Here is a 19,956-nt window from a genome sequence, read left to right as displayed (position 1 = left end):
GATTAAAAAGTGTTATTGGATTCTTATTATTTACTTTTTTATCAGAAATTAGTCAAAAAAAAGAGCAGTTTTAAACACTGCTCTTTCATTAATATACTAATTTTATTCTAAATTATGCTTGAGGACGCATAGAAGGGAATAAAATAACATCACGAATTGTGTGAGTGTTAGTAAATAGCATCACTAAACGGTCAATACCAATACCTTGACCAGCTGTTGGCGGTAAACCATGCTCAAGTGCTGTAATATAATCAGCATCATAGAACATTGCTTCATCATCGCCAGACTCTTTTGCATTAACTTGCGCTTTAAAACGCTCGTCTTGGTCTTGAGCATCATTAAGCTCAGAGAAACCATTTGCTACTTCACGACCACCAATAAAGAACTCAAAACGGTCTGTAATGAAATCATTGTTGTCGTTACGACGTGCTAATGGTGAGATATCTGCTGGGTATTCAGTGATGAACGTAGGTTGCATTAACTTAGGTTCAGCTGTTTCACCAAAGATTTCCTCAAGAAGCTGGCCACATGTCCAGAAGCTTTCAACTTCAACATGCACTGATTTCGCGATAGAAACCATTAAGTCACGATCTTGAACGCCTTCGTACGTTAACGCTTGAATCTCAGCATGCTCTGGGTTGTATAGTTTAATCGCGTCTAGCATGCTCATACGTGCGTATTTGCCACCAAAATCAACGGTATATTCACCGTAAGGCATTTTATCACTGCCTAGAACAGAGATAGCTACTTGAGATAGCATTGCTTCTGTTAGATCCATTAGATCGTTGTAATCAGCATACGCCATGTAGAATTCCATCATTGTGAATTCTGGATTATGACGAGGAGATAGACCTTCATTACGGAAGTTACGGTTAATTTCGAACACACGCTCAAAACCACCAACAACTAGACGTTTTAGGTAAAGTTCAGGGGCGATACGTAGGTACATATCAACATCAAGTGCATTATGGTGTGTTACGAATGGACGAGCAGAAGCGCCACCAGGAATAACATGCATCATTGGTGTTTCTACTTCCATGAAGCCTTTATCAACCATGAAGTTACGAATTGCAGAAACCACTTTAGAGCGGATAATAAATGCAGTACGAGAATCTTCATTTACGATAAGGTCAACATAACGTTGACGGTAACGCATTTCTTGGTCTGTTAGACCGTGGAATTTTTCAGGCAATGGACGTAATGCTTTTGTTAGCAATACATACTCTTCCATATTCACGTAAAGATCGCCTTTACCTGATTTATGTAGTGCACCTTTAACACCGATGATGTCACCGATATCTAAACCTTGGTATTGTTCTTTAAGCTCTTTTTGCACATCTTTTGCTGCATAAGCTTGGATCTTGCCAGACACTTCTTGGATCAATAAGAAAGGACCGCGCTTAGCCATGATACGGCCTGCGATAGCAACGATATGGTTTAATTCTTCTAGCTCTTCTTTGGTCTTCTCACCAAACTCTGCTTGAAGGTCACTCGCAAGGCTGTCACGACGGAAGTCATTCGGGTGGCCATTAGCCTTACATGCTTGACGGATATGGTCTAATTTACCACGACGTTCAGCAATCAGTTTGTTTTCATCTAGTTGTACTTGGTCAGTCATAATGAACCCTTTCTTATAATCCAGATTTTAAGCTGGCTTCGATAAATTTATCTAAATCACCGTCTAATACGGCTTGCGTATTACGATTTTCAATGCCGGTACGCAAATCTTTAATGCGCGAATCATCTAATACGTATGAGCGAATCTGACTGCCCCACCCAATGTCGGATTTAGAATCTTCGTTTACTTGTTTCTCTGCGTTTTGTTTCTGAAGCTCAAGTTCAAACAGTTTTGCTTTCAACTGCTTCATCGCTTGTGCTTTGTTTTTATGCTGAGAACGATCATTTTGACATTGCACTACTGTATTTGTCGGAACGTGAGTAATACGTACCGCAGATTCAGTGGTGTTTACGTGCTGACCACCCGCGCCAGAAGCTCGGTATACATCAATACGTAAATCAGCAGGGTTGATATCTACTTCAATGTTGTCATCTATTTCAGGATAGATAAACGCTGAAGCAAATGAGGTATGTCGACGACCACTTGAGTCAAATGGCGACTTACGAACTAAACGGTGTACACCAGTTTCAGTACGTAACCAACCATAAGCGTATTCACCAGAGATGCGTACAGTTGCCCCTTTTAGGCCTGCAACATCACCGTCAGAAACTTCGATAACTTCCGTTTTAAACCCTTTGGCTTCCGCCCAACGCAAATACATACGCAACATCATTGATGTCCAATCTTGCGCTTCTGTACCGCCAGAGCCTGATTGCAAATCAATATAACAATCAGATGCATCATGTGCGCCTGAGAACATACGACGGAATTCTAATGTCGCTAGTTTAGCTTCTAACTCAGCAAGCTCAGGTTCAATCTCATCAAATGTTTCTTGATCTTGTTCTTCCACAGCTAACTCAAGTAAACCTTCAACGTCTTCGCCGCCAAGATCTAATTGGTCAATTGTTTCAACAATCGCTTCCAGTGAAGCACGTTCTTTACCTAGCGCTTGTGCACGCTCAGGTTCATTCCATACTTCTGGTTGCTCTAACTCTGCATTGACTTCTTCTAGACGCTCTTTCTTAGCATCATAGTCAAAGGTACCCCCTCAGGATATTTGTGCGTTCAGACACATCCTGGAGACGGTTTTTAATAGGATTAATTTCGAACATGGTGTTTTATCATCGCCGAATAAAAAATAACCGAGAGATTTTAACGAAAAGTGTGATAGAAATCGAGGTATTTCAACCTCTGAAAGCAAGAACAATAAGGATTGAGAAAATGGTGTAAATTTAATCACACCAAATTTCTTTTTATTTAACCTCTGCTCGGAATACAAGCCTTTCTATTTTCATACAAAACAAGAACGCAACATCTCATTAGGTATTTCTTAACGGCTCGTTTAGTATAAATTAACCTTTTCACGTTATAGAAGGGGCGCTTTACATTGGTTCTATGTATTCAACCATTAATTGTAATGTTTGATTGCCTCTAAATTCATTGATATCTAAGCGATAAGCCAACTTCACTTTTTGTACCGACGCATCAGGCCAACGACGAATATCAATATTAAAGGCGATGGCATCAACCATTTTATTGGTAGGGAAATCTCTATGAATTGGCTCTAACATTAATTTAAGATGTTTTTCACCAACCAAACGCTGATTCAATACTTTAAATTCACCATCAAAAATAGGCTCAGGGAAAGCTTGTCCCCACGGGCCACCAGCTCGAATAATTTCAGCAGTGCCTAAGGTAAACTCTTCTGGCGTTAATTCTCCATCAGATAATACAATCCCATTTAGCGCCTCTTCTTCTACGGATTCTCGAACCACATCATCAAAAGCTTGGCTGAATTTCTTATAATCAACCTCTTTAATGGTTAAGCCTGCCGCCATTGCATGACCACCAAATTTTAAAATCAATCCTGGGTTACGAGTATCAATCAAATCCAATGCATCACGCATATGAAAACCAGGGATAGAACGGCATGACCCTTTAATGAATCCATCGCCACCATCAGCAAAAGCGATCACTGGACGGTGATATTTTTCTTTAATGCGAGAAGCGAGAATGCCAATGACACCTTGATGCCAATCGCGTTGGAATAACACCAGTCCAAAAGGCAATTCTGTCTGTGCACCAAATTCAAGTCGCTCACAAATCGCCATTGCTTCATCTTTCATGCCTTGCTCTATCTCTTTACGAGTTTGATTTAAAGCATCCAGCTCTGAAGCCATACGGCGCGCAGCGTGAATATTATTAGACATCAGCAATTCAACGCCAAACGACATATCATCCAATCGGCCAGCGGCATTAATTCTTGGCCCAAGCGCAAAACCAAAATCAGAAGCAACAATTCGAGAAGGAACTTTATTCGCTACTTCAATTAGCGCCTGAATACCCGGACGGCATTTTCCTGCACGAATACGTTGAATACCTTGATGCACCAAAATGCGGTTATTTTCATCCAATGCCACCAAGTCAGCGACGGTTCCAAGTGCGACTAAATCTAATAAATCGGCCAAGTTAGGAATAGGAATATTTTGAGTTTCAAACCAATTGTTTTCACGTAAACGTGCACGAATCGCTAACATCAAATAAAACGCGACGCCAACACCCGCTAAAGATTTAGACGGAAAAGCACACTCTTCTAAGTTTGGATTTACAATCGAATCAGCAATAGGCAAAGAAGACCCCGGTAGATGGTGATCGGTTACAACCACTTGCATTCCGTAAGCTTTAGCTGCCGCTACTCCTTCAATGGATGAAACGCCGTTATCCACCGTCATGATGATTTCAGCGCCCATCGCTTTGGCTTGATCCACCACATCAGGGCTTAATCCATAGCCATCTTCAAAACGATTCGGTACTAAATAATCAACATTACTACTGCCCATCATTCGAAATGCCATCACAGATAACGCAGAACTCGTTGCGCCATCAGCATCGAAATCACCCACGACAATAATACGAGTTTGTTTTGCGATCGCCTCAACTAGAATATCAACGGCTTTAGTAATGCCATGCATAGATTGAAATGACAGCAGCGATCTCGCCCCACGGTCTAACTGAGCGTTTGATGTTATGCCACGAGCAGCATAAATCCGTTGTAAGATTGAAGGAATTGAACTCGGAAGTGCAGGTATTTCTGGAATAAGACGACGTTTCACTTCAATCATGATAATGGCCCAAGGTTAGATTTATAAAGATAAAAAAATCCCCGCAGCATACTTAATTTAAATAAGTATTGCGGGGATTTAAATTCGGTTAAGAAAGAATTATTTTTCTAAGTCTTTCAAAAGCTCTTGTGCTGGTTTGTAACCAGGAACGAGATCACCATTAGGCAGTACAATCGCAGGTGTACCATTTACACCCATTTTACGGCCTAATAAGTATTGTTCTTTAATGATGTTCTTACACTGAGCGGTTGCTGGTTTTGACCCATTAATTGCACGGTTTGATTTTGCATCTTCCATCGCCTGTTGCTTATCATCAGCACACCAAATCTGAGCCATTTTATCAGCAACAGAACCTTGGTAACCTTGGCGAGGGTATGCTAAATAACGTACAGTAATGCCAGCATCATTATAGTCTTTCATCTCTTTATGTAACTTAGTACAGTAGCCACAAGTAATATCAGTGAAAACTGTAATGACATGCTTTTCATTTTTCGCAGGGAACACGATCATGTTTTCGCTTTGACTATCAACTAATTTAGCAAAACGAGCCGCTAATAAATCTTTCATGTTGCCATTTTCATCAAACTCAAAAATACGACCTTGAATAAAATGTTTACCGTCACCTGATACATAAAAAATACCAAATGGCGTTTCTACTTGTTTAAATCCATCCACTTCAGAATCGTGAATTGCTTCAACAGGCAAGCCTAATGTCGTTAAACGCTGAGTAATCGCTTGCTCTGAATCAGTCTGAGAAGCTTCAACCACTGATGGTGACGCTGCTTTTTCTTTTGCTTGCTCATCAGAACACGCGGTAAAAGAAATAACACTTAATAAAGCAATACACATCGCGCTAGTACGGCGAATAAATGACATAAAAGTACCTATAAAAAAAGTAATAATAGAAGGTTTAAATTTTAGAGTAGTAAACCAACAAGAAGTTCCCTTTCACTTATGAACGAGGGTGGTGTTCTTGATGGATCTGTTTCAAACGTTCCGTTGCTACGTGAGTATATATTTGTGTTGTCGAAAGATCACTATGTCCTAGCAACATTTGTACGACACGTAGATCTGCACCATAGTTTAGTAAATGTGTCGCAAACGCATGCCGTAAAACGTGAGGCGATAATTTGTCAGTATCAATACCGGCGATCACTGCGTAATGTTTAATACGATGCCAAAAGGTTTGTCTTGTCATTTGTCTTGCGCGTTTGCTTGGGAATACCACATCTGAACTCTTTTCACCAAGTAAGGCTGGGCGCCCTTGGTCTAAAAAAGTTTGAATCCAATCAACCGCATTCTCCCCCATTGGAACCAAACGCTCTTTATCACCCTTACCAGTAACACGAACAACACCTTGGCGAAGGCTCAAATTTTCCATGGTTAAGCTAACTAACTCAGTTACACGTAGGCCTGTTGCATAAAGCAGTTCTAACATGGCGCGATCTCGAAGCTCTAATGGATCGTCTACATTTGGCGCTTCTAATAAATCGTTTACTTGCTCTTCACTTAAATCTTTTGGTAATCGTTGCGGTAGCTTAGGGCTCATCAATAATGCGGTTGGATCATCACCACGAATTTTCTCACGATGTAAATACTGAAAGAATCGACGAAGTGCTGACAACATACGAGCTCGTGAAGTCTGTTTGTATTCTTTATCTACCAAGTACGCTTGATATTCATTTAATCCCATTGCTGAAATAGAGGCACATTTATAATGATTATCTTCTAGCCATTGCAGTAATTTCACCAAATCATTTCGATACGAAGCCAAGGTATTTTCTGATAAGCCACGCTCCATCCACATGGTATCTAAAAAACGTTCAATTAAAGCCATATCATTGTTCATTGCCATCACCATTTACTGAAAACCAAAAAATACTGGTTAGAATTACAGTATTAAACAATTATCACTGCTTTCATTGCAAGTTTAATTTTAAGAATCATTTGCGGTACACTAGGCTTTCGTCCTCATTAATATGGTAGTTAAAATGAAAATTGGTCTGTTTTACGGCTCTTCCACTTGTTATACCGAAATGGCTTCTGAAAAAATCAGAGCAATCATGGGTGAAGAACTGGTTGATATCTACAATATTAAAGAGACATCAGTAGCAACAATGAATGATTACGATCTGCTATTGCTTGGGATATCAACGTGGGATTTTGGTGAAATTCAAGAAGACTGGTTAGCCGTGTGGGAAGAGTTAGATGGTCTTTCTCTAGAAGGTAAAACTATTGCTCTATTTGGTCTAGGAGATCAAGAAGGCTATGGCGAATGGTTCTTAGATGCAATGGGTCTATTGCACTATGAATTAAAAGCAACAAACGCTAAGTTTATCGGTTATTGGAAAAATGAAGGTTATCAGTTTGATGCATCAAAAGCGTTGACTGAAGATGAATCTCACTTTGTTGGTTTGGCGTTAGATGAAGACAGCCAATACGATAAAAGTGATGAGCGTATTGAGCAGTGGTGTGAACAAGTGTTAGTGGAGTATCACGATTCACTTTAAAACTAGAAACGATACGCTTTGCTAACTAGATCGCTTCGCTCCTATAAAAGAAAAGAGCGAGTAAACTTAAACAGTTACACTCGCTCTTATAATTTCTAGTTTCTAGAATTATGCGTTTTCAGTTACTAGTTCGTCTTCTTTCTTACCAACAAAACGAACAGCAATCATCGACACAAACGTTGGGATAACCCAAGCCATACCATGCTCAAACATTGGTAGCATAGAGAATGCTGACATATCTGCACCCGCCACTTTCGCTGCATCTAATACCGCAAAACAGGTCGCAACTAAAATCACAACACGGTATGCAAGACGAGGATTAGGCATAAATTTGCGAGTAAATGCTAACGCAACTAATGCAATTGCCACTGGGTAAAGTAAAAATAACACAGGAACAGACAGTGTAATCAATTGAGTTAATCCTACGTTAGCAACTACTGCACACGCAACACCAACCACAATAACCCATGTTTTGTACGTTACTTTACAGATAGAGCTAAAGTAATCTGCACATGCAGAGATAAGACCAATAGCCGTGGTTAGACATGCAATTAATACGATAACTGATAATACGATTTGGCCAGAAGACCCAAATAATGCATGAGTATAAGCAGTTAGAATTGCACCACCATTTTCAGCACCGGCTGCAACCGTACTTGATGTCGCACCTAAGTAGAATAAAGAAATATATACAAACGCCAAACCAAGAGCAGCAATACAGCCCGCCATTGTTAAATACTTAGTTGTTGCTTTGTGCTCTGTAATGCCTTTCTTTTTTAATGCATCAATAATTAAAATACCAAACATTAACGCACCAAACGTATCCATGGTGTTGTAACCTTCAAAGAAGCCCGTCGTTAAAGGTTGATCGATATAGTTGCCTGTTGCTGCCACAATGTCACCTTGTGGGTTTACAAATACCGCAATCGCTAAAATGATTAAACCGACAAATAATGCAGGTGTTAGAAATTTACCAATCGTATCGATAAGCTTTCCTTGAGACCATGCAAAAAACATTGCGATTGAAAAGAAGGCAATTGAGAATAGAGTTAATGATAACTGTCCAGCTTCTGCTGACATAAATGGTTTTGCAGCCATCTCATAAGCAACCAAGCCTGTACGTGGTGCAGCAAATGCAGGGCCAATAATCACAAACATCAGGATTGCCATGATCATCGCGACTTTTGGTGGTAAATCACGAGTAAGCTGCTGCCAAGAACCGCCAGCAATACCAATAGCAATGATTGTTAATAATGGTAACCCGACCGCTGTAATTAGAAAGCCACCCATTGCACTGTATACGTGCTCACCCGCCATTTGACCTGCGATTGGTGGAAAGATGATATTACCTGCGCCTAAAAAGAAGGCAAAAAGCATAAAGCCAACGGCAATGATATCGGTGAGTTTTAATGATTGTTTCATAAGAAACCCTTGTATAATGTTGTGTGTATTAAATGTTGTGTTTTATATCTTTTTTGATATTTATGTAAGAATAATGAACAAATTATCAATAATTCGCAATAGCTTAGATAAAAACACCATAATCAAATTGCCACAGGTCCAAAAAGCAGTGTAATCATCTATTAATCGCTTTTATAAAAGAGTGATCAATTAACATTAAAAGAATCAACAAAAGATCAAGAATAGAACATCACACCAATTAACATTAAAATTACAACATTAACAACCATTACCATTTAAAGGGCAACTATGAATAAAAGCTTCACTTTCAAACAGTTCCATATCGATATTGGTGATTGTGGGATGCCCGTCAGTACTGATGGCGTCTTATTGGGGGCGTGGGCCAGTATTACAAATAGCTTATCTATAATAGATATAGGCTGTGGAACAGGCCTACTTAGCTTAATGTGCGCTCAAAGAGAGGCTCTAAGTCATATTGATGCTGTTGAATTAATGCCTGCTGCCGCTAAAGTCGCACAAAAAAATATTGACCGCAGCCCATGGCATGATCGAATTCAATTATTTCATCAGGACATTCTTTCGTATCTGCCTGAAAAAAAATACGACGCGATTATTTGTAATCCGCCTTATTTCAATAATGGAGAGCAGTCCAAAAAAGGAGAGCGTTCTTTTGCCCGCCACACAGACTCTTTATCATTTGGTGATCTTTTATCCCAAAGCAAGAAATTACTCTCACCAAAAGGACGAGCTAGTTTCATTCTTCCGCTCTTTGAAGGCACTAAATTTATTGAAATAGCTAAAAATGACGGTTTTAACTTAACTAAACTGACAAATGTGAAAACAACAGAAAAAAAAGAAGTTTCTCGTTTATTGATTGAGCTTTCTCTTTTTCCTTATAACTTTCAAGAGAATACATTAATAATTCATAGTAAAAATGGCTATAGTGGTACCTTTATTGAGTTAACAAAAGGCTTTTATCTCAATATGGATTAAAAGATCGGTGATCCATCTCTAATAAATCATTATAATGTCTGGCTAACATCATATTTATACTCTTTAGACCTGAACGGAGAATCTACAGTGATCAAAACGTTTGCTGATCTCGATCTATCCCCTAACCTACTGCGCGCTCTTGAGGAGATTGGTTATCAACGTCCAACTCAAGTTCAGGCTATGGCTATCCCTGAAGCATTAGAAGGTAAAGATATCCTTGCTTCTGCTCCAACTGGTACTGGTAAATCTGCAGCTTTCTTATTGCCAGCCCTACAGCATCTTGACGATTTCCCTCGTCGTGATCCTGGTCCTGCGCGCGTATTAATCCTAACTCCAACTCGTGAGCTTGCTATTCAAGTCGCAGATGAAGCTCGTGAGCTAGCAAAATATACTCACCATAAAGTATTCACAATTACTGGTGGTATTAGTTATCAAGAACATGCTGATATTCTTGCAAGAACTCAAGATATCGTTGTGGCAACTCCAGGACGCTTAATGGAATACATCGAAGCTGAACGCTTTGACTGTCGTGCTATTGAAACACTGATCCTAGATGAAGCTGACCGTATGTTAGATATGGGCTTTGGTCCTGTCGTTGACCGTCTTTCAAAAGAGTGTCGCTGGCGTAAACAAACCTTCTTATTCTCTGCAACATTAGAAGGCCGTGGCGTTGATGGTTTTACTGCTGATCTACTAAATGAACCAGCAAAAATCATTGCAGATCCCTCTCGTCGTGAACGTAAAAAAATCACTCAGTGGTATCACCGTGCAGATAGCTTGCCGCATAAAATAGAACTACTGAAAAGTATTCTAACAAACCAAACTGAGCGCGCTATTGTGTTTGTAAAAACTCGTGAGCGTCTTGCTGAACTTCGTGGTCACTTAGAAACCGCAAAGATCTCATGTGCTTGGTTGCAAGGTGAAATGCCTCAAGAAAGCCGAAATAACGCGATTACTCGTTTCCGTGATGGTAAAGTTAACGTGTTGATTGCTACCGATGTAGCGGCTCGTGGTATCGATTTACCTGATGTTAGTCATGTAATTAACTTTGATATGCCTCGTACCGCTGATGTGTATTTACACCGTATCGGCCGTACTGCTCGCGCAGGTAAAAAAGGTAACGCGGTTTCTTTAATCGAAGCGCATGACCAAAAGATGATGGAACGCGTTGGTCGTTACGTTAAAGAAGAAGATGAAATCATTAAAGAACGCTTTGTTGAAGGATTAAAGCCACAACATAAAAAAGCGGTATTTAAGAATAAGCAGAAAAAGAACGCGAAGAAAAAAGCGGCTTTAGCGAAGAAACTTGCACCGAAGAAGAAAAAGAAAAAGTAATTTCTATACGCTTCGCTAGCTAGAACGCTACGCGCTAGAAACGATAAAAGCAGTCTGTATTTACAGGCTGCTTTTTTATTAGAAGTAACTTAGACGCGAGGGACAAGAACGCTTCGCTTCGAGTAAAAACCAGAGCTAAAACTCGTCCCTAAATCCTCGTCTCTAGTCCCTGATTACAGACATAAAAAAACCCGCTATTAGCGGGTTTTTTATTAACTCAATTCGAGCGGTCTATAATAAAAATTATAGTACGTCGATTGCGTTAAGGTCAGCAAATGCTTTCTCAAGACGAGTAACCATAGAAGCTTGACCAGCACGTAACCATACGCGTGGATCGTAGTACTTCTTGTTTGGCGCAGATTCGCCAGTTGGGTTACCGATTTGACCTTGTAGGAATTCAAAGTTTTCAGCAGAGTAAGTACGGATACCGTCCCATGTAGCCCACTGTGTATCAGTATCGATGTTCATTTTGATAACACCGTAACCGATAGACTCTTGGATTTCTGCTTCAGAAGAACCAGAACCACCGTGGAATACGAAGTTTAGAGCGTTAGGTGCAATACCGAATTTCTCTGCACAGTAAGCTTGAGAATCACGTAGGATCTTAGGAGTAAGAACAACGTTACCAGCTTGGTAAACACCGTGTACGTTACCGAAAGATGCAGCGATAGTGAAACGTGGGCTAACAGCCATTAGTTTCTCGTATGCGTATGCAACGTCTTCTGGTTTAGTGTAAAGCTCAGACTCGTCCATATCAGAGTTATCTACGCCATCTTCTTCACCACCAGTACAACCTAGTTCGATTTCTAGAGTCATGTTCATCTTAGCCATACGCGCAAGGTATTTAGCAGAGATTTCGATGTTTTCTTCTAGAGACTCTTCAGAAAGGTCGATCATGTGAGAAGAGAATAGAGGCTTACCAGTTTGTGCGAAGAATTCTTCACCAGCGTCTAGTAGACCGTCGATCCATGGAAGAAGTTTCTTAGCAGCGTGGTCAGTATGAAGGATAACTGGAACACCGTAAGAAGCAGCAACAGCGTGTACATATTTTGCACCAGCTACAGCACCAAGGATTTGTGCACCTTGACCTTCAAGTTTAACGCCTTTACCAGCGAAGAAACCAGCACCACCGTTAGAGAACTGAACAACAACTGGAGCTTTAACTTTAGAAGCTGCTTCTAAAACACCATTGATTGAATCAGTGTTTACTACGTTTACCGCAGGAAGAGCAAATTTGTTTTCTTTTGCAACTTCAAATACTTTCTGTACGTCGTCGCCAGAAATCACACCAGGTTTTACAAAATCGAAGATCTTAGACATGGAAATAGTCCTATTTATTCTATCGTTTTAAAATTAAAAAACTTACGTTCAAATTTTTGCAAACGTTTGCTCACAACTTTTGCTATTGTATCAATAAACATGGTCATCAACAAACGCAAAAAGCGGGAATCAAAAATCCCCGCTTTTCAAATAATTATGCTTTAGCACGCTCTTCAAGCATTGCTACAGCAGGAAGTACTTTACCTTCAACGAACTCAAGGAATGCACCGCCACCTGTAGAAATGTAAGAAACGTCAGCTTTGATACCGAACTTATCGATAGCTGCTAGCGTATCACCACCACCTGCTACAGAGAAACCTTCAGAATCAGCGATTGCTTTAGAAATACCTGCAGTACCTGCTTCAAAGTTTTTGAATTCAAATACGCCAACTGGGCCATTCCAAAGAATTGTTTTTGCGTTGCTGATGATTTCAGCAAGAGCAGCAGTTGAATCTGGACCAAGGTCGAAGATCATGTCGTCGTCTTGTACTTCAGAAACGTGCTTGATTTCAGCTTCAGCGTTTTCATCAAATGCTTTTGCACATGCAACGTCAGTAGCTACTGGGATTGCACACTCTTTCATTAGTTTTTGAGCAGTTTCAACTAGGTCAGCTTCGTATAAAGACTTACCTACGTTGTGGCCTTCAGCAGCGATGAATGTATTCGCGATACCACCACCAACAACAAGTTGGTCAGCGATTTTAGATAGAGACTCAAGAACAGTCAGTTTAGTAGATACTTTAGAACCACCAACGATAGCAACTAATGGACGAGCAGGCTTATCCATTGCTTTACCTAGTGCTTCAAGTTCAGCAGCTAGAAGAGGACCAGCACACGCTACAGGAGCGTTCATGCCAACACCGTGAGTTGACGCTTGAGCACGGTGAGCAGTACCGAATGCGTCCATCACGAAGATGTCACATAATGCTGCGTATTTTTTAGAAAGCTCTTCTTCGTTCTTCTTCTCGCCTTTGTTAAAGCGAACGTTTTCAAGAACAACTAGCTCACCAGCGTTTAGTTCAAGACCATCTAGGTAATCTTTCGCTAGTTTAACGTCACAATCTAGTGCGTCATTTAAGTAGTTAACTACAGGAGCTAGAGAGAACTCTTCGTTGTATTCGCCTTCCGTTGGACGACCTAGGTGAGAAGTAACCATTACTTTAGCGCCAGCTTCCAAGCAAAGCTTGATAGTTGGTAGAGATGCAAGGATACGAGCATCAGAAGTTACTTTACCATCTTTAACTGGTACGTTTAGGTCAGCACGGATAAATACGCGTTTACCTGCAAGTTCCAGGTCAGTCATCTTGATTACAGACATGTTTTGTCCTCTCAATTAAATAATAAAAAGTTTTCAAGCTCGGCATCATTGCCAAACCGATTAAATTCTTACTGCATTATTCAGTAAATAGGGATGGAGTTCACTTTTTTCAAGGTGAAAATTAATCTTTTTTCTCTTTCCATCACAAATTGTTTGATTGATGCTTTTATTTTCTCATTACTAATGCGGTATCTAACATCCGATTAGCAAATCCCCATTCATTATCGCACCAGACTAGCATTTTAACTAAATGCCCATTACTTACTCTTGTTTGTGAACCATCGACAATGGCGCTGTGGGGATCATGATTAAAGTCGATAGAAACAAGCGGCGCTTCAGTATAGTCAACAATGTTACGTAATGTACACCGAGATGCGTTAACAATGGTTTGATTTATGTCATTAACTTTCACATTTGTATTAATTGTTACACTTAAATCCATCGCAGTGACGTTTACTGTCGGCACTCGCACGGAAATAGCTTCGAATTTGTTGGAAAATTTCGGGAAAATTCGTTCAATACCTTTATGCAATTTGGTATCTACAGGAATAATAGATTGGCTAGCAGCGCGAGTTCGACGTAAATCAGGATGATAAGCATCAATCACTTGTTGGTCATTCATCGATGAGTGAATGGTTGTTATGGTTCCAGAATCAATCCCAAACGCATCATCAATGGCTTTAATAATAGGTATAATACAATTGGTAGTACATGAGCCATTGGAAACAATTCTATGTTCAGGTAATAACGTATCGTGGTTAACACCATAAATGATCGTATTATCTAAATCTGTGCTGCCAGGGTGCGAAAACAGTACCTTCTTAGCTCCCGCTTCGATATGCTTTTCACCATCCGCTTTTGAGCCATAAACACCAGTACAATCAAGAACTAAATCAACGTTTAATGAACTCCATGGTAAAAGAGAAATATCAGCTTGATGCAGAATCCGTACTTTATCTTGAGTACCATCAGGTAAGTCGATATAAAGATATTCTTGATCGTGGGTGACTTTATGCTGGAAACGTCCATGTGTAGAGTCGTACTGAAGAAGATGTGCCATCCCTTCTGGTTGTGACAATTCATTCACCGCAACAATTTCTATTTGATCACGTTTTCCGCTTTCATATAAAGCACGAAGAACACTGCGACCAATTCGGCCAAATCCATTTATCGCCACTCTTAACATAATTCCATTCACTCAGATTTATTTGCTACCTATTGTACTCTTTTCGCTTTTTTCTTAAAGGATCAAAAAAGCGAAGCCACCTCTCGATAACTTCGCTTTTTATTCAGTTATTCACTTTTATTAAGCGAATGACTTTTGATTAAGCTAAAAGCTCTTTTGCTGTGTTTACTACATTTTCAGTAGTGAAACCAAACATTTTGAATAGCTCGTCAGCAGGTGCTGATTCACCAAACGTTGTCATGCCGATGATCTTGCCACCGAAACCAACGTACTTGTACCAGAAATCAGCAATACCGGCTTCAACAGCGATACGCTTAGTTACTGATGACGGTAAAACCGCTTCACGGTACGCTTCGTCTTGCTTATCAAATGCATCAGTAGATGGCATAGAAACAACACGTACTGATTTACCTTCCGCAGTCAGTTGAGCCGCAGCTTCAACCGCTAGTTCTACTTCAGAACCTGTTGCAATAAGGATAAGCTCAGGTTGGCCTTCACAATCTTTCAGGATGTAACCACCCTTCGCGATGTTAGCTACTTGCTCAGCGTTACGATCTTGTTGTGCAAGATTTTGACGAGAGAAGATTAGTGCTGATGGGCCATCACGACGTTCAATCGCTAGTTTCCAAGAAACAGCAGATTCAACTTGGTCACATGGACGCCATGTGCTCATGTTTGGTGTTAGACGTAAAGAAGCGATCTGCTCAACAGGTTGGTGAGTCGGACCATCTTCGCCAAGACCGATAGAATCATGCGTGTACACTTGGATGTTTTGAGTTTTCATCAAAGCAGCCATGCGCATTGCGTTACGTGCGTATTCCATAAACATTAGGAAAGTCGCGCCGTATGGTACGAAACCACCGTGCAGAGCAATACCATTCATGATAGCTGTCATAGCAAACTCACGAACACCGTAGTGAATGTAGTTACCAGAGAAATCTTCAGCCGTTAGAGATTTAGAACCAGACCACATGGTCAAGTTAGATGGTGCAAGGTCAGCAGAGCCGCCCATGAACTCAGGTAACATAGCTCCAAACGCTTCTAATGCATTTTGAGAAGCTTTACGTGATGCGATGTTTGCAGGATTCGCTTGAAGATCAGCAATGATTGCATTTGCTTTCTCTTCCCACTCAGCTGGCAAGCCACCGTTTACACGACGCTTATATTCAGCAGCCAATTCTGGGTGAGCAGCTGCGTATGCATCAAATTTTGCATTCCAAGCAGATTCTTTTGCTGTGCCTGCTTCTTTTGCATCCCACTCGCCATAAACATCAGCAGGAATTTCAAATGCAGCGTGTTCCCAGCCAAGCTTCGCTTTAGTTGCTGCGATTTCATCAGCACCTAGTGGAGCACCGTGACAATCGTGCGTACCTTCTTTGTTTGGAGAACCAAAACCAATAATAGTTTTAGTACAAATCAAAGTCGGACGAGGATCTGCTTTTGCTGCGATGATTGCAGCATTGATTGCGTCAGCATCGTGACCATCTACAGCCGGAATTACGTGCCAGCCGTATGCTTCAAAACGCTTAGGTGTGTCGTCAGAGAACCAACCTTCAACTTCACCATCAATAGAGATACCGTTGTCATCCCAGAAAGCAACCAGCTTACCAAGACCTAATGTACCCGCTAGAGAACATGCTTCGTGAGAGATACCTTCCATTAAACAGCCATCGCCCATGAACACGTATGTGTTGTGGTCAACGATGTCATGACCTTCACGGTTAAATTGTGCCGCCAATGCTTTTTCAGCCATCGCCATACCAACACCGTTAGTGATGCCTTGGCCTAATGGACCTGTAGTAGTTTCGATGCCCGGTGCATAACCGTACTCAGGATGACCTGGAGTTTTAGAATGCAGTTGACGGAAGTTCTTTAAGTCTTCGATAGACAGGTCGTAACCTGAAAGGTGAAGCAGAGAATAAATCAGCATTGAACCGTGGCCATTCGAAAGAATGAAACGGTCACGATCAGCCCACTCTGGATTTTGTGGGTTATGATTTAGGTGGCTACGCCATAATACTTCAGCGATGTCTGCCATACCCATTGGTGCGCCTGGATGGCCAGAATTTGCTTGTTGAACACCATCCATGCTTAAAGCGCGGATTGCATTTGCTAGATGTTTACGTGAAGACATGCCTGCTCCTGAAAATTCGAAGGACTATATGTTTATTGAGCTAGTTAACTCTTGATTAGTTATCCATAAATATGGATTAACTTAAATTTGCAGCGCCATATTGTCGCAAAGGCTTATCTGCACTGCAAACGATTACTTAATAAATAAGAGGCTTTTTTTCACGATTTTGAAAGAAAACTGTCTTTTTATAGGAAATTATTAGCCCTTAACGCAAACGATTGGTTATGTCTTATATTAATTTTCTTAACGGAAATGAGTTGTAATTAATCAATTATTCTCTATTATAGCCGTCTAGATGGAAAAACACCTACACTGTTAAACGTATAGACTTACATAGTCTGTGGGTATTTTCTTAAAATTTATTACCTATAGAAGTGGAGCTCATCATGGCTAAGCACCTATTTACCTCTGAGTCAGTATCAGAAGGTCATCCAGATAAAATTGCAGACCAAATTTCAGATGCAGTACTTGATGCGATCTTAGAACAAGATCCAAAAGCACGTGTTGCTTGTGAAACGTACGTAAAAACTGGCATGGTTATGGTCGGTGGTGAAGTAACTACTTCAGCATGGGTTGATATCGAAGAAATCACTCGTGAAACCGTTCGTGATATTGGCTATGTTCATTCAGACATGGGTTTTGATGCGAACTCTTGTGCCGTATTAAATACGATTGGTAAGCAATCTCCTGACATCAACCAAGGTGTTGATAAAGCAGACCCAAGAGATCAAGGCGCTGGTGACCAAGGTATCATGTTTGGTTACGCAACAAACGAAACACCAATTTTAATGCCAGCTCCAATTACTTACTCTCACCTACTTATGCAAAAACAAGCAGAAGTACGTAAGAGTGGTAAACTAGACTTTTTACGTCCAGATGCTAAATCTCAAGTAACTTTCCAATACGACCAAGGTAAAATCGTTGGTATCGATGCTGTTGTTCTTTCAACACAACACTGTGATTCAGTAACAACGCCTGATCTTCGTGAAGCGGTAATGGAAGAAATCATCAAGCCAGTACTTCCTGCAGAATGGTTAAATAAAGAGACTAAATTCTTTATTAACCCAACAGGTCGTTTTGTTATCGGTGGCCCAATGGGTGACTGTGGCCTGACTGGTCGTAAAATCATTGTTGATACTTACGGCGGCGCAGCTCGTCACGGTGGCGGTGCATTCTCTGGTAAAGATCCATCAAAAGTTGACCGTTCAGCAGCATATGCTGCACGTTACGTAGCGAAAAATATTGTTGCTGCTGGCATGGCTGATCGTTGTGAAATCCAACTTTCATACGCTATCGGTGTTGCTGATCCAACATCAATCATGGTTGAAACGTTTGGTACTGAAAAAGTATCTCACGACATCATCATTGAAGCGGTTCGTCAGCACTTCGACCTACGTCCATACGGTTTACAAGAAATGCTTAACCTTCTTCAGCCAATCTACAAGAAGACGGCAGCATACGGTCACTTCGGTCGTGAAGAGTTTCCTTGGGAAGCGACAGACAAAGCTGAAATCCTTCGTGATTTCGCTGGTATTAAGTAATTTATTACTTAAACTGACACTAAAAGGAAGCTTCGGCTTCCTTTTTTGTTTTTTACCCCCATATACTTTTTATATTTATGATTCGATATCGGCATTCAAAATAAAGAGATTCAATGACCCCACTTCAACAAGCCTCCATTGCTAAAGCTCAACAATGTATTCAACAAGCATCAGCCTTTTTTAATCGCCCTTTTTCTCTACCAGAGATTAATTTTACTCAGCGTGGGAAAATTGCAGGTACAGCTCGCCTTCAAGGGTGGGAAATCAGAATTAATCCCGTATTATTAGAAGAGAATCAACAGACTTTTATTAATGAAGTGATCCCCCATGAAATCGCCCATTTGATTACATTTAAACTGTATGGTCGAGTGAGACCACACGGAAAAGAGTGGCAAGGTGTAATGAATCAAGTTTTCAATTTACCGGCAAGAACCACACACAGCTTTAGCGTTGATTCGGTAAAGGGAAAAACCTTTCCTTATCGTTGTAAATGCACAACACACGAACTTACTGTTCGCCGCCATAATCGAGTTCAACGTAAAGAAATCCAATACCTTTGTAAAGCGTGTCAGTCACCATTAAAGCTTTCTAGACGTCGTTTACAAACAACGGAAAAATAGAAAACGCCCACTTTCTCACTCTAGTAATTAATTTATCTATAATGCGAATTAACAATAAGCTACCCTTACTGTATTAATATTATAATCAGTAGGTTTACCATGACATTAATTCGCTTAGTTATCAGCATTATCGCTATAACTTTTAGTTTCAGTGCACTTTCCGCTCCCCCTTCTTCATTTTCTAAAGCTAAAAAATTAGCCGTAAAAATCTATCTTGATCACCCTACCTCTTTCTATTGTGGTTGTGACATTACATGGAAAGATAAAAAGAAAGGCATTCCTGACTTAGAAAGCTGTGGCTATGAAGTACGTAAACAAGAAAAACGCGCTAGCCGTATAGAATGGGAACACGTAGTCCCTGCTTGGCAATTTGGTCATCAACGCCAATGTTGGCAAGATGGTGGACGTAAAAATTGCACCCGAAAAGATAAACAGTTCAAAATGATGGAAGCCGATTTACATAACTTGGTTCCCGCTGTTGGTGAAGTTAATGGTGACCGTTCTAATTTTAGGTTTTCACAATGGAATGGCAGTAAAGGGGCTAATTATGGTCAATGTAGCTTTAAAGTCGATTTTAAAGGACGCGTTGCTGAGCCACCTGCACAATCACGAGGTGCGATTGCCCGTACCTATATGTATATGAATAAAGAGTATCGCTTTAACTTATCTAAAGCACAGCGCCAACTAATGGAAGCATGGGACAAACAATACCCAGTTTCAGCTTGGGAATGTGAACGAGATAAGCGTATTGCCAAGATCCAAGGTAATCACAATCAATTCGTCTTCAAAGCCTGTACTAAATAACTCAACAGACTCTAAATAGAGGTTGAAAAAGTA

General features: G+C 40.5%; 16 protein-coding genes. 6 read left to right on the top strand and 10 right to left on the bottom strand.

What is annotated here, in order from left to right:
- Positions 1 to 112 precede the first annotated feature (112 nt).
- The 5 genes from lysS to xerD form a co-directional block, all read right to left on the bottom strand.
- A complete protein-coding gene (gene lysS / locus ED622_RS19195) occupies positions 113 to 1,618 on the bottom strand; it encodes a lysine--tRNA ligase (protein WP_122036633.1) in 1,506 nt (501 codons plus the stop codon).
- A gap of 13 nt (positions 1,619 to 1,631) precedes the next feature.
- A protein-coding gene (gene prfB / locus ED622_RS19190; protein WP_122036632.1) for a peptide chain release factor 2 occupies positions 1,632 to 2,730 on the bottom strand; the annotation gives its coding sequence in 2 pieces (ribosomal slippage) (positions 1,632 to 2,654 and positions 2,656 to 2,730; 1,098 coding nt in all).
- Positions 2,731 to 3,000: 270 nt separating this feature from the next.
- Positions 3,001 to 4,740, bottom strand: coding sequence for a single-stranded-DNA-specific exonuclease RecJ (gene recJ, locus ED622_RS19185; protein WP_122036631.1), 1,740 nt, complete (start codon positions 4,738 to 4,740; stop codon positions 3,001 to 3,003).
- A 99-nt stretch (positions 4,741 to 4,839) separates the two neighbouring features.
- Positions 4,840 to 5,616 carry a bifunctional protein-disulfide isomerase/oxidoreductase DsbC gene (gene dsbC, locus ED622_RS19180; protein WP_122036630.1) on the bottom strand — a complete coding sequence of 259 codons (777 nt, stop codon included), beginning with the start codon at positions 5,614 to 5,616 and terminating at the stop codon, positions 4,840 to 4,842.
- Positions 5,617 to 5,692: 76 nt separating this feature from the next.
- Entirely contained in the window at positions 5,693 to 6,589 is an 897-nt protein-coding gene (gene xerD / locus ED622_RS19175) for a site-specific tyrosine recombinase XerD (RefSeq protein ID WP_060992475.1), read from the bottom strand.
- Between the two features lie 142 nt (positions 6,590 to 6,731).
- Here xerD and fldB point away from each other — a divergent pair, with 142 nt between their 5' ends.
- Positions 6,732 to 7,250, top strand: a complete 519-nt coding sequence (gene fldB, locus ED622_RS19170; RefSeq protein WP_122036629.1) for a flavodoxin FldB — start codon at positions 6,732 to 6,734, stop codon at positions 7,248 to 7,250.
- Between the two features lie 108 nt (positions 7,251 to 7,358).
- On the opposite strand, the gene brnQ is transcribed toward fldB, so the two are convergent.
- On the bottom strand, positions 7,359 to 8,672 hold the full coding sequence (gene brnQ / locus ED622_RS19165; RefSeq protein WP_122036628.1) for a branched-chain amino acid transport system II carrier protein: 1,314 nt from the start codon (positions 8,670 to 8,672) through the stop codon (positions 7,359 to 7,361).
- A gap of 288 nt (positions 8,673 to 8,960) precedes the next feature.
- Here brnQ and ED622_RS19160 point away from each other — a divergent pair, with 288 nt between their 5' ends.
- On the top strand, positions 8,961 to 9,665 hold the full coding sequence (locus ED622_RS19160; protein ID WP_122036627.1) for a tRNA1(Val) (adenine(37)-N6)-methyltransferase: 705 nt from the start codon (positions 8,961 to 8,963) through the stop codon (positions 9,663 to 9,665).
- An 87-nt stretch (positions 9,666 to 9,752) separates the two neighbouring features.
- A complete protein-coding gene (srmB, locus tag ED622_RS19155) occupies positions 9,753 to 11,000 on the top strand; it encodes an ATP-dependent RNA helicase SrmB (protein WP_122036626.1) in 1,248 nt (415 codons plus the stop codon).
- Positions 11,001 to 11,243: 243 nt separating this feature from the next.
- On the opposite strand, the gene fbaA is transcribed toward srmB, so the two are convergent.
- The 4 genes from fbaA to tkt all read right to left on the bottom strand — a co-directional run bounded on the left by fbaA (position 11,244) and on the right by tkt (position 16,958).
- Positions 11,244 to 12,320 (bottom strand): class II fructose-bisphosphate aldolase, encoded by a 1,077-nt coding sequence (fbaA, locus tag ED622_RS19150; RefSeq protein ID WP_122036625.1) that lies wholly within the window; start codon positions 12,318 to 12,320, stop codon positions 11,244 to 11,246.
- A gap of 154 nt (positions 12,321 to 12,474) precedes the next feature.
- A complete protein-coding gene (locus tag ED622_RS19145) occupies positions 12,475 to 13,638 on the bottom strand; it encodes a phosphoglycerate kinase (RefSeq protein WP_105054003.1) in 1,164 nt (387 codons plus the stop codon).
- A 166-nt stretch (positions 13,639 to 13,804) separates the two neighbouring features.
- Positions 13,805 to 14,824 (bottom strand): erythrose-4-phosphate dehydrogenase, encoded by a 1,020-nt coding sequence (gene epd / locus ED622_RS19140; RefSeq protein WP_122036624.1) that lies wholly within the window; start codon positions 14,822 to 14,824, stop codon positions 13,805 to 13,807.
- Positions 14,825 to 14,963: 139 nt separating this feature from the next.
- The gene (gene tkt / locus ED622_RS19135) at positions 14,964 to 16,958 is read right to left on the bottom strand and encodes a transketolase (RefSeq protein ID WP_122036623.1); all 1,995 of its coding nucleotides are present in this window, start codon (positions 16,956 to 16,958) and stop codon (positions 14,964 to 14,966) included.
- A 386-nt stretch (positions 16,959 to 17,344) separates the two neighbouring features.
- Here tkt and metK point away from each other — a divergent pair, with 386 nt between their 5' ends.
- The 3 genes from metK (at position 17,345) to endA (ending at position 19,923) form a co-directional block, all read left to right on the top strand.
- Entirely contained in the window at positions 17,345 to 18,499 is a 1,155-nt protein-coding gene (gene metK, locus ED622_RS19130; RefSeq protein ID WP_122036622.1) for a methionine adenosyltransferase, read from the top strand.
- A 113-nt stretch (positions 18,500 to 18,612) separates the two neighbouring features.
- Positions 18,613 to 19,119, top strand: a complete 507-nt coding sequence (locus ED622_RS19125; protein WP_122036621.1) for a SprT family zinc-dependent metalloprotease — start codon at positions 18,613 to 18,615, stop codon at positions 19,117 to 19,119.
- Between the two features lie 99 nt (positions 19,120 to 19,218).
- Positions 19,219 to 19,923, top strand: a complete 705-nt coding sequence (endA, locus tag ED622_RS19120; protein ID WP_122036620.1) for a deoxyribonuclease I — start codon at positions 19,219 to 19,221, stop codon at positions 19,921 to 19,923.
- Positions 19,924 to 19,956: the final 33 nt, after the last annotated feature.

The sequence above is a fragment of the Aliivibrio sp. EL58 genome, from assembly GCF_900312675.1.
Classification (GTDB): domain Bacteria; phylum Pseudomonadota; class Gammaproteobacteria; order Enterobacterales; family Vibrionaceae; genus Aliivibrio.
Note: the sequence above shows the minus strand (reverse complement) of the source record. Positions and strands in the feature narration are given on the sequence as shown.

Bases quoted from the DNA above. Each gene is read 5' to 3' on its own strand.
- lysS (WP_122036633.1), bottom strand. From the start codon at position 1,618: ATGACTGACCAAGTACAACTAGATGAAAACAAACTGATTGCTGAACGT.
- recJ (WP_122036631.1), bottom strand. From the start codon at position 4,740: ATGATTGAAGTGAAACGTCGTCTTATTCCAGAAATACCTGCACTTCCG.
- dsbC (WP_122036630.1), bottom strand. From the start codon at position 5,616: ATGTCATTTATTCGCCGTACTAGCGCGATGTGTATTGCTTTATTAAGT.
- xerD (WP_060992475.1), bottom strand. From the start codon at position 6,589: ATGAACAATGATATGGCTTTAATTGAACGTTTTTTAGATACCATGTGG.
- fldB (WP_122036629.1), top strand. From the start codon at position 6,732: ATGAAAATTGGTCTGTTTTACGGCTCTTCCACTTGTTATACCGAAATG.
- brnQ (WP_122036628.1), bottom strand. From the start codon at position 8,672: ATGAAACAATCATTAAAACTCACCGATATCATTGCCGTTGGCTTTATG.
- ED622_RS19160 (WP_122036627.1), top strand. From the start codon at position 8,961: ATGAATAAAAGCTTCACTTTCAAACAGTTCCATATCGATATTGGTGAT.
- fbaA (WP_122036625.1), bottom strand. From the start codon at position 12,320: ATGTCTAAGATCTTCGATTTTGTAAAACCTGGTGTGATTTCTGGCGAC.
- ED622_RS19145 (WP_105054003.1), bottom strand. From the start codon at position 13,638: ATGTCTGTAATCAAGATGACTGACCTGGAACTTGCAGGTAAACGCGTA.
- epd (WP_122036624.1), bottom strand. From the start codon at position 14,824: ATGTTAAGAGTGGCGATAAATGGATTTGGCCGAATTGGTCGCAGTGTT.
- tkt (WP_122036623.1), bottom strand. From the start codon at position 16,958: ATGTCTTCACGTAAACATCTAGCAAATGCAATCCGCGCTTTAAGCATG.
- metK (WP_122036622.1), top strand. From the start codon at position 17,345: ATGGCTAAGCACCTATTTACCTCTGAGTCAGTATCAGAAGGTCATCCA.
- ED622_RS19125 (WP_122036621.1), top strand. From the start codon at position 18,613: ATGACCCCACTTCAACAAGCCTCCATTGCTAAAGCTCAACAATGTATT.
- endA (WP_122036620.1), top strand. From the start codon at position 19,219: ATGACATTAATTCGCTTAGTTATCAGCATTATCGCTATAACTTTTAGT.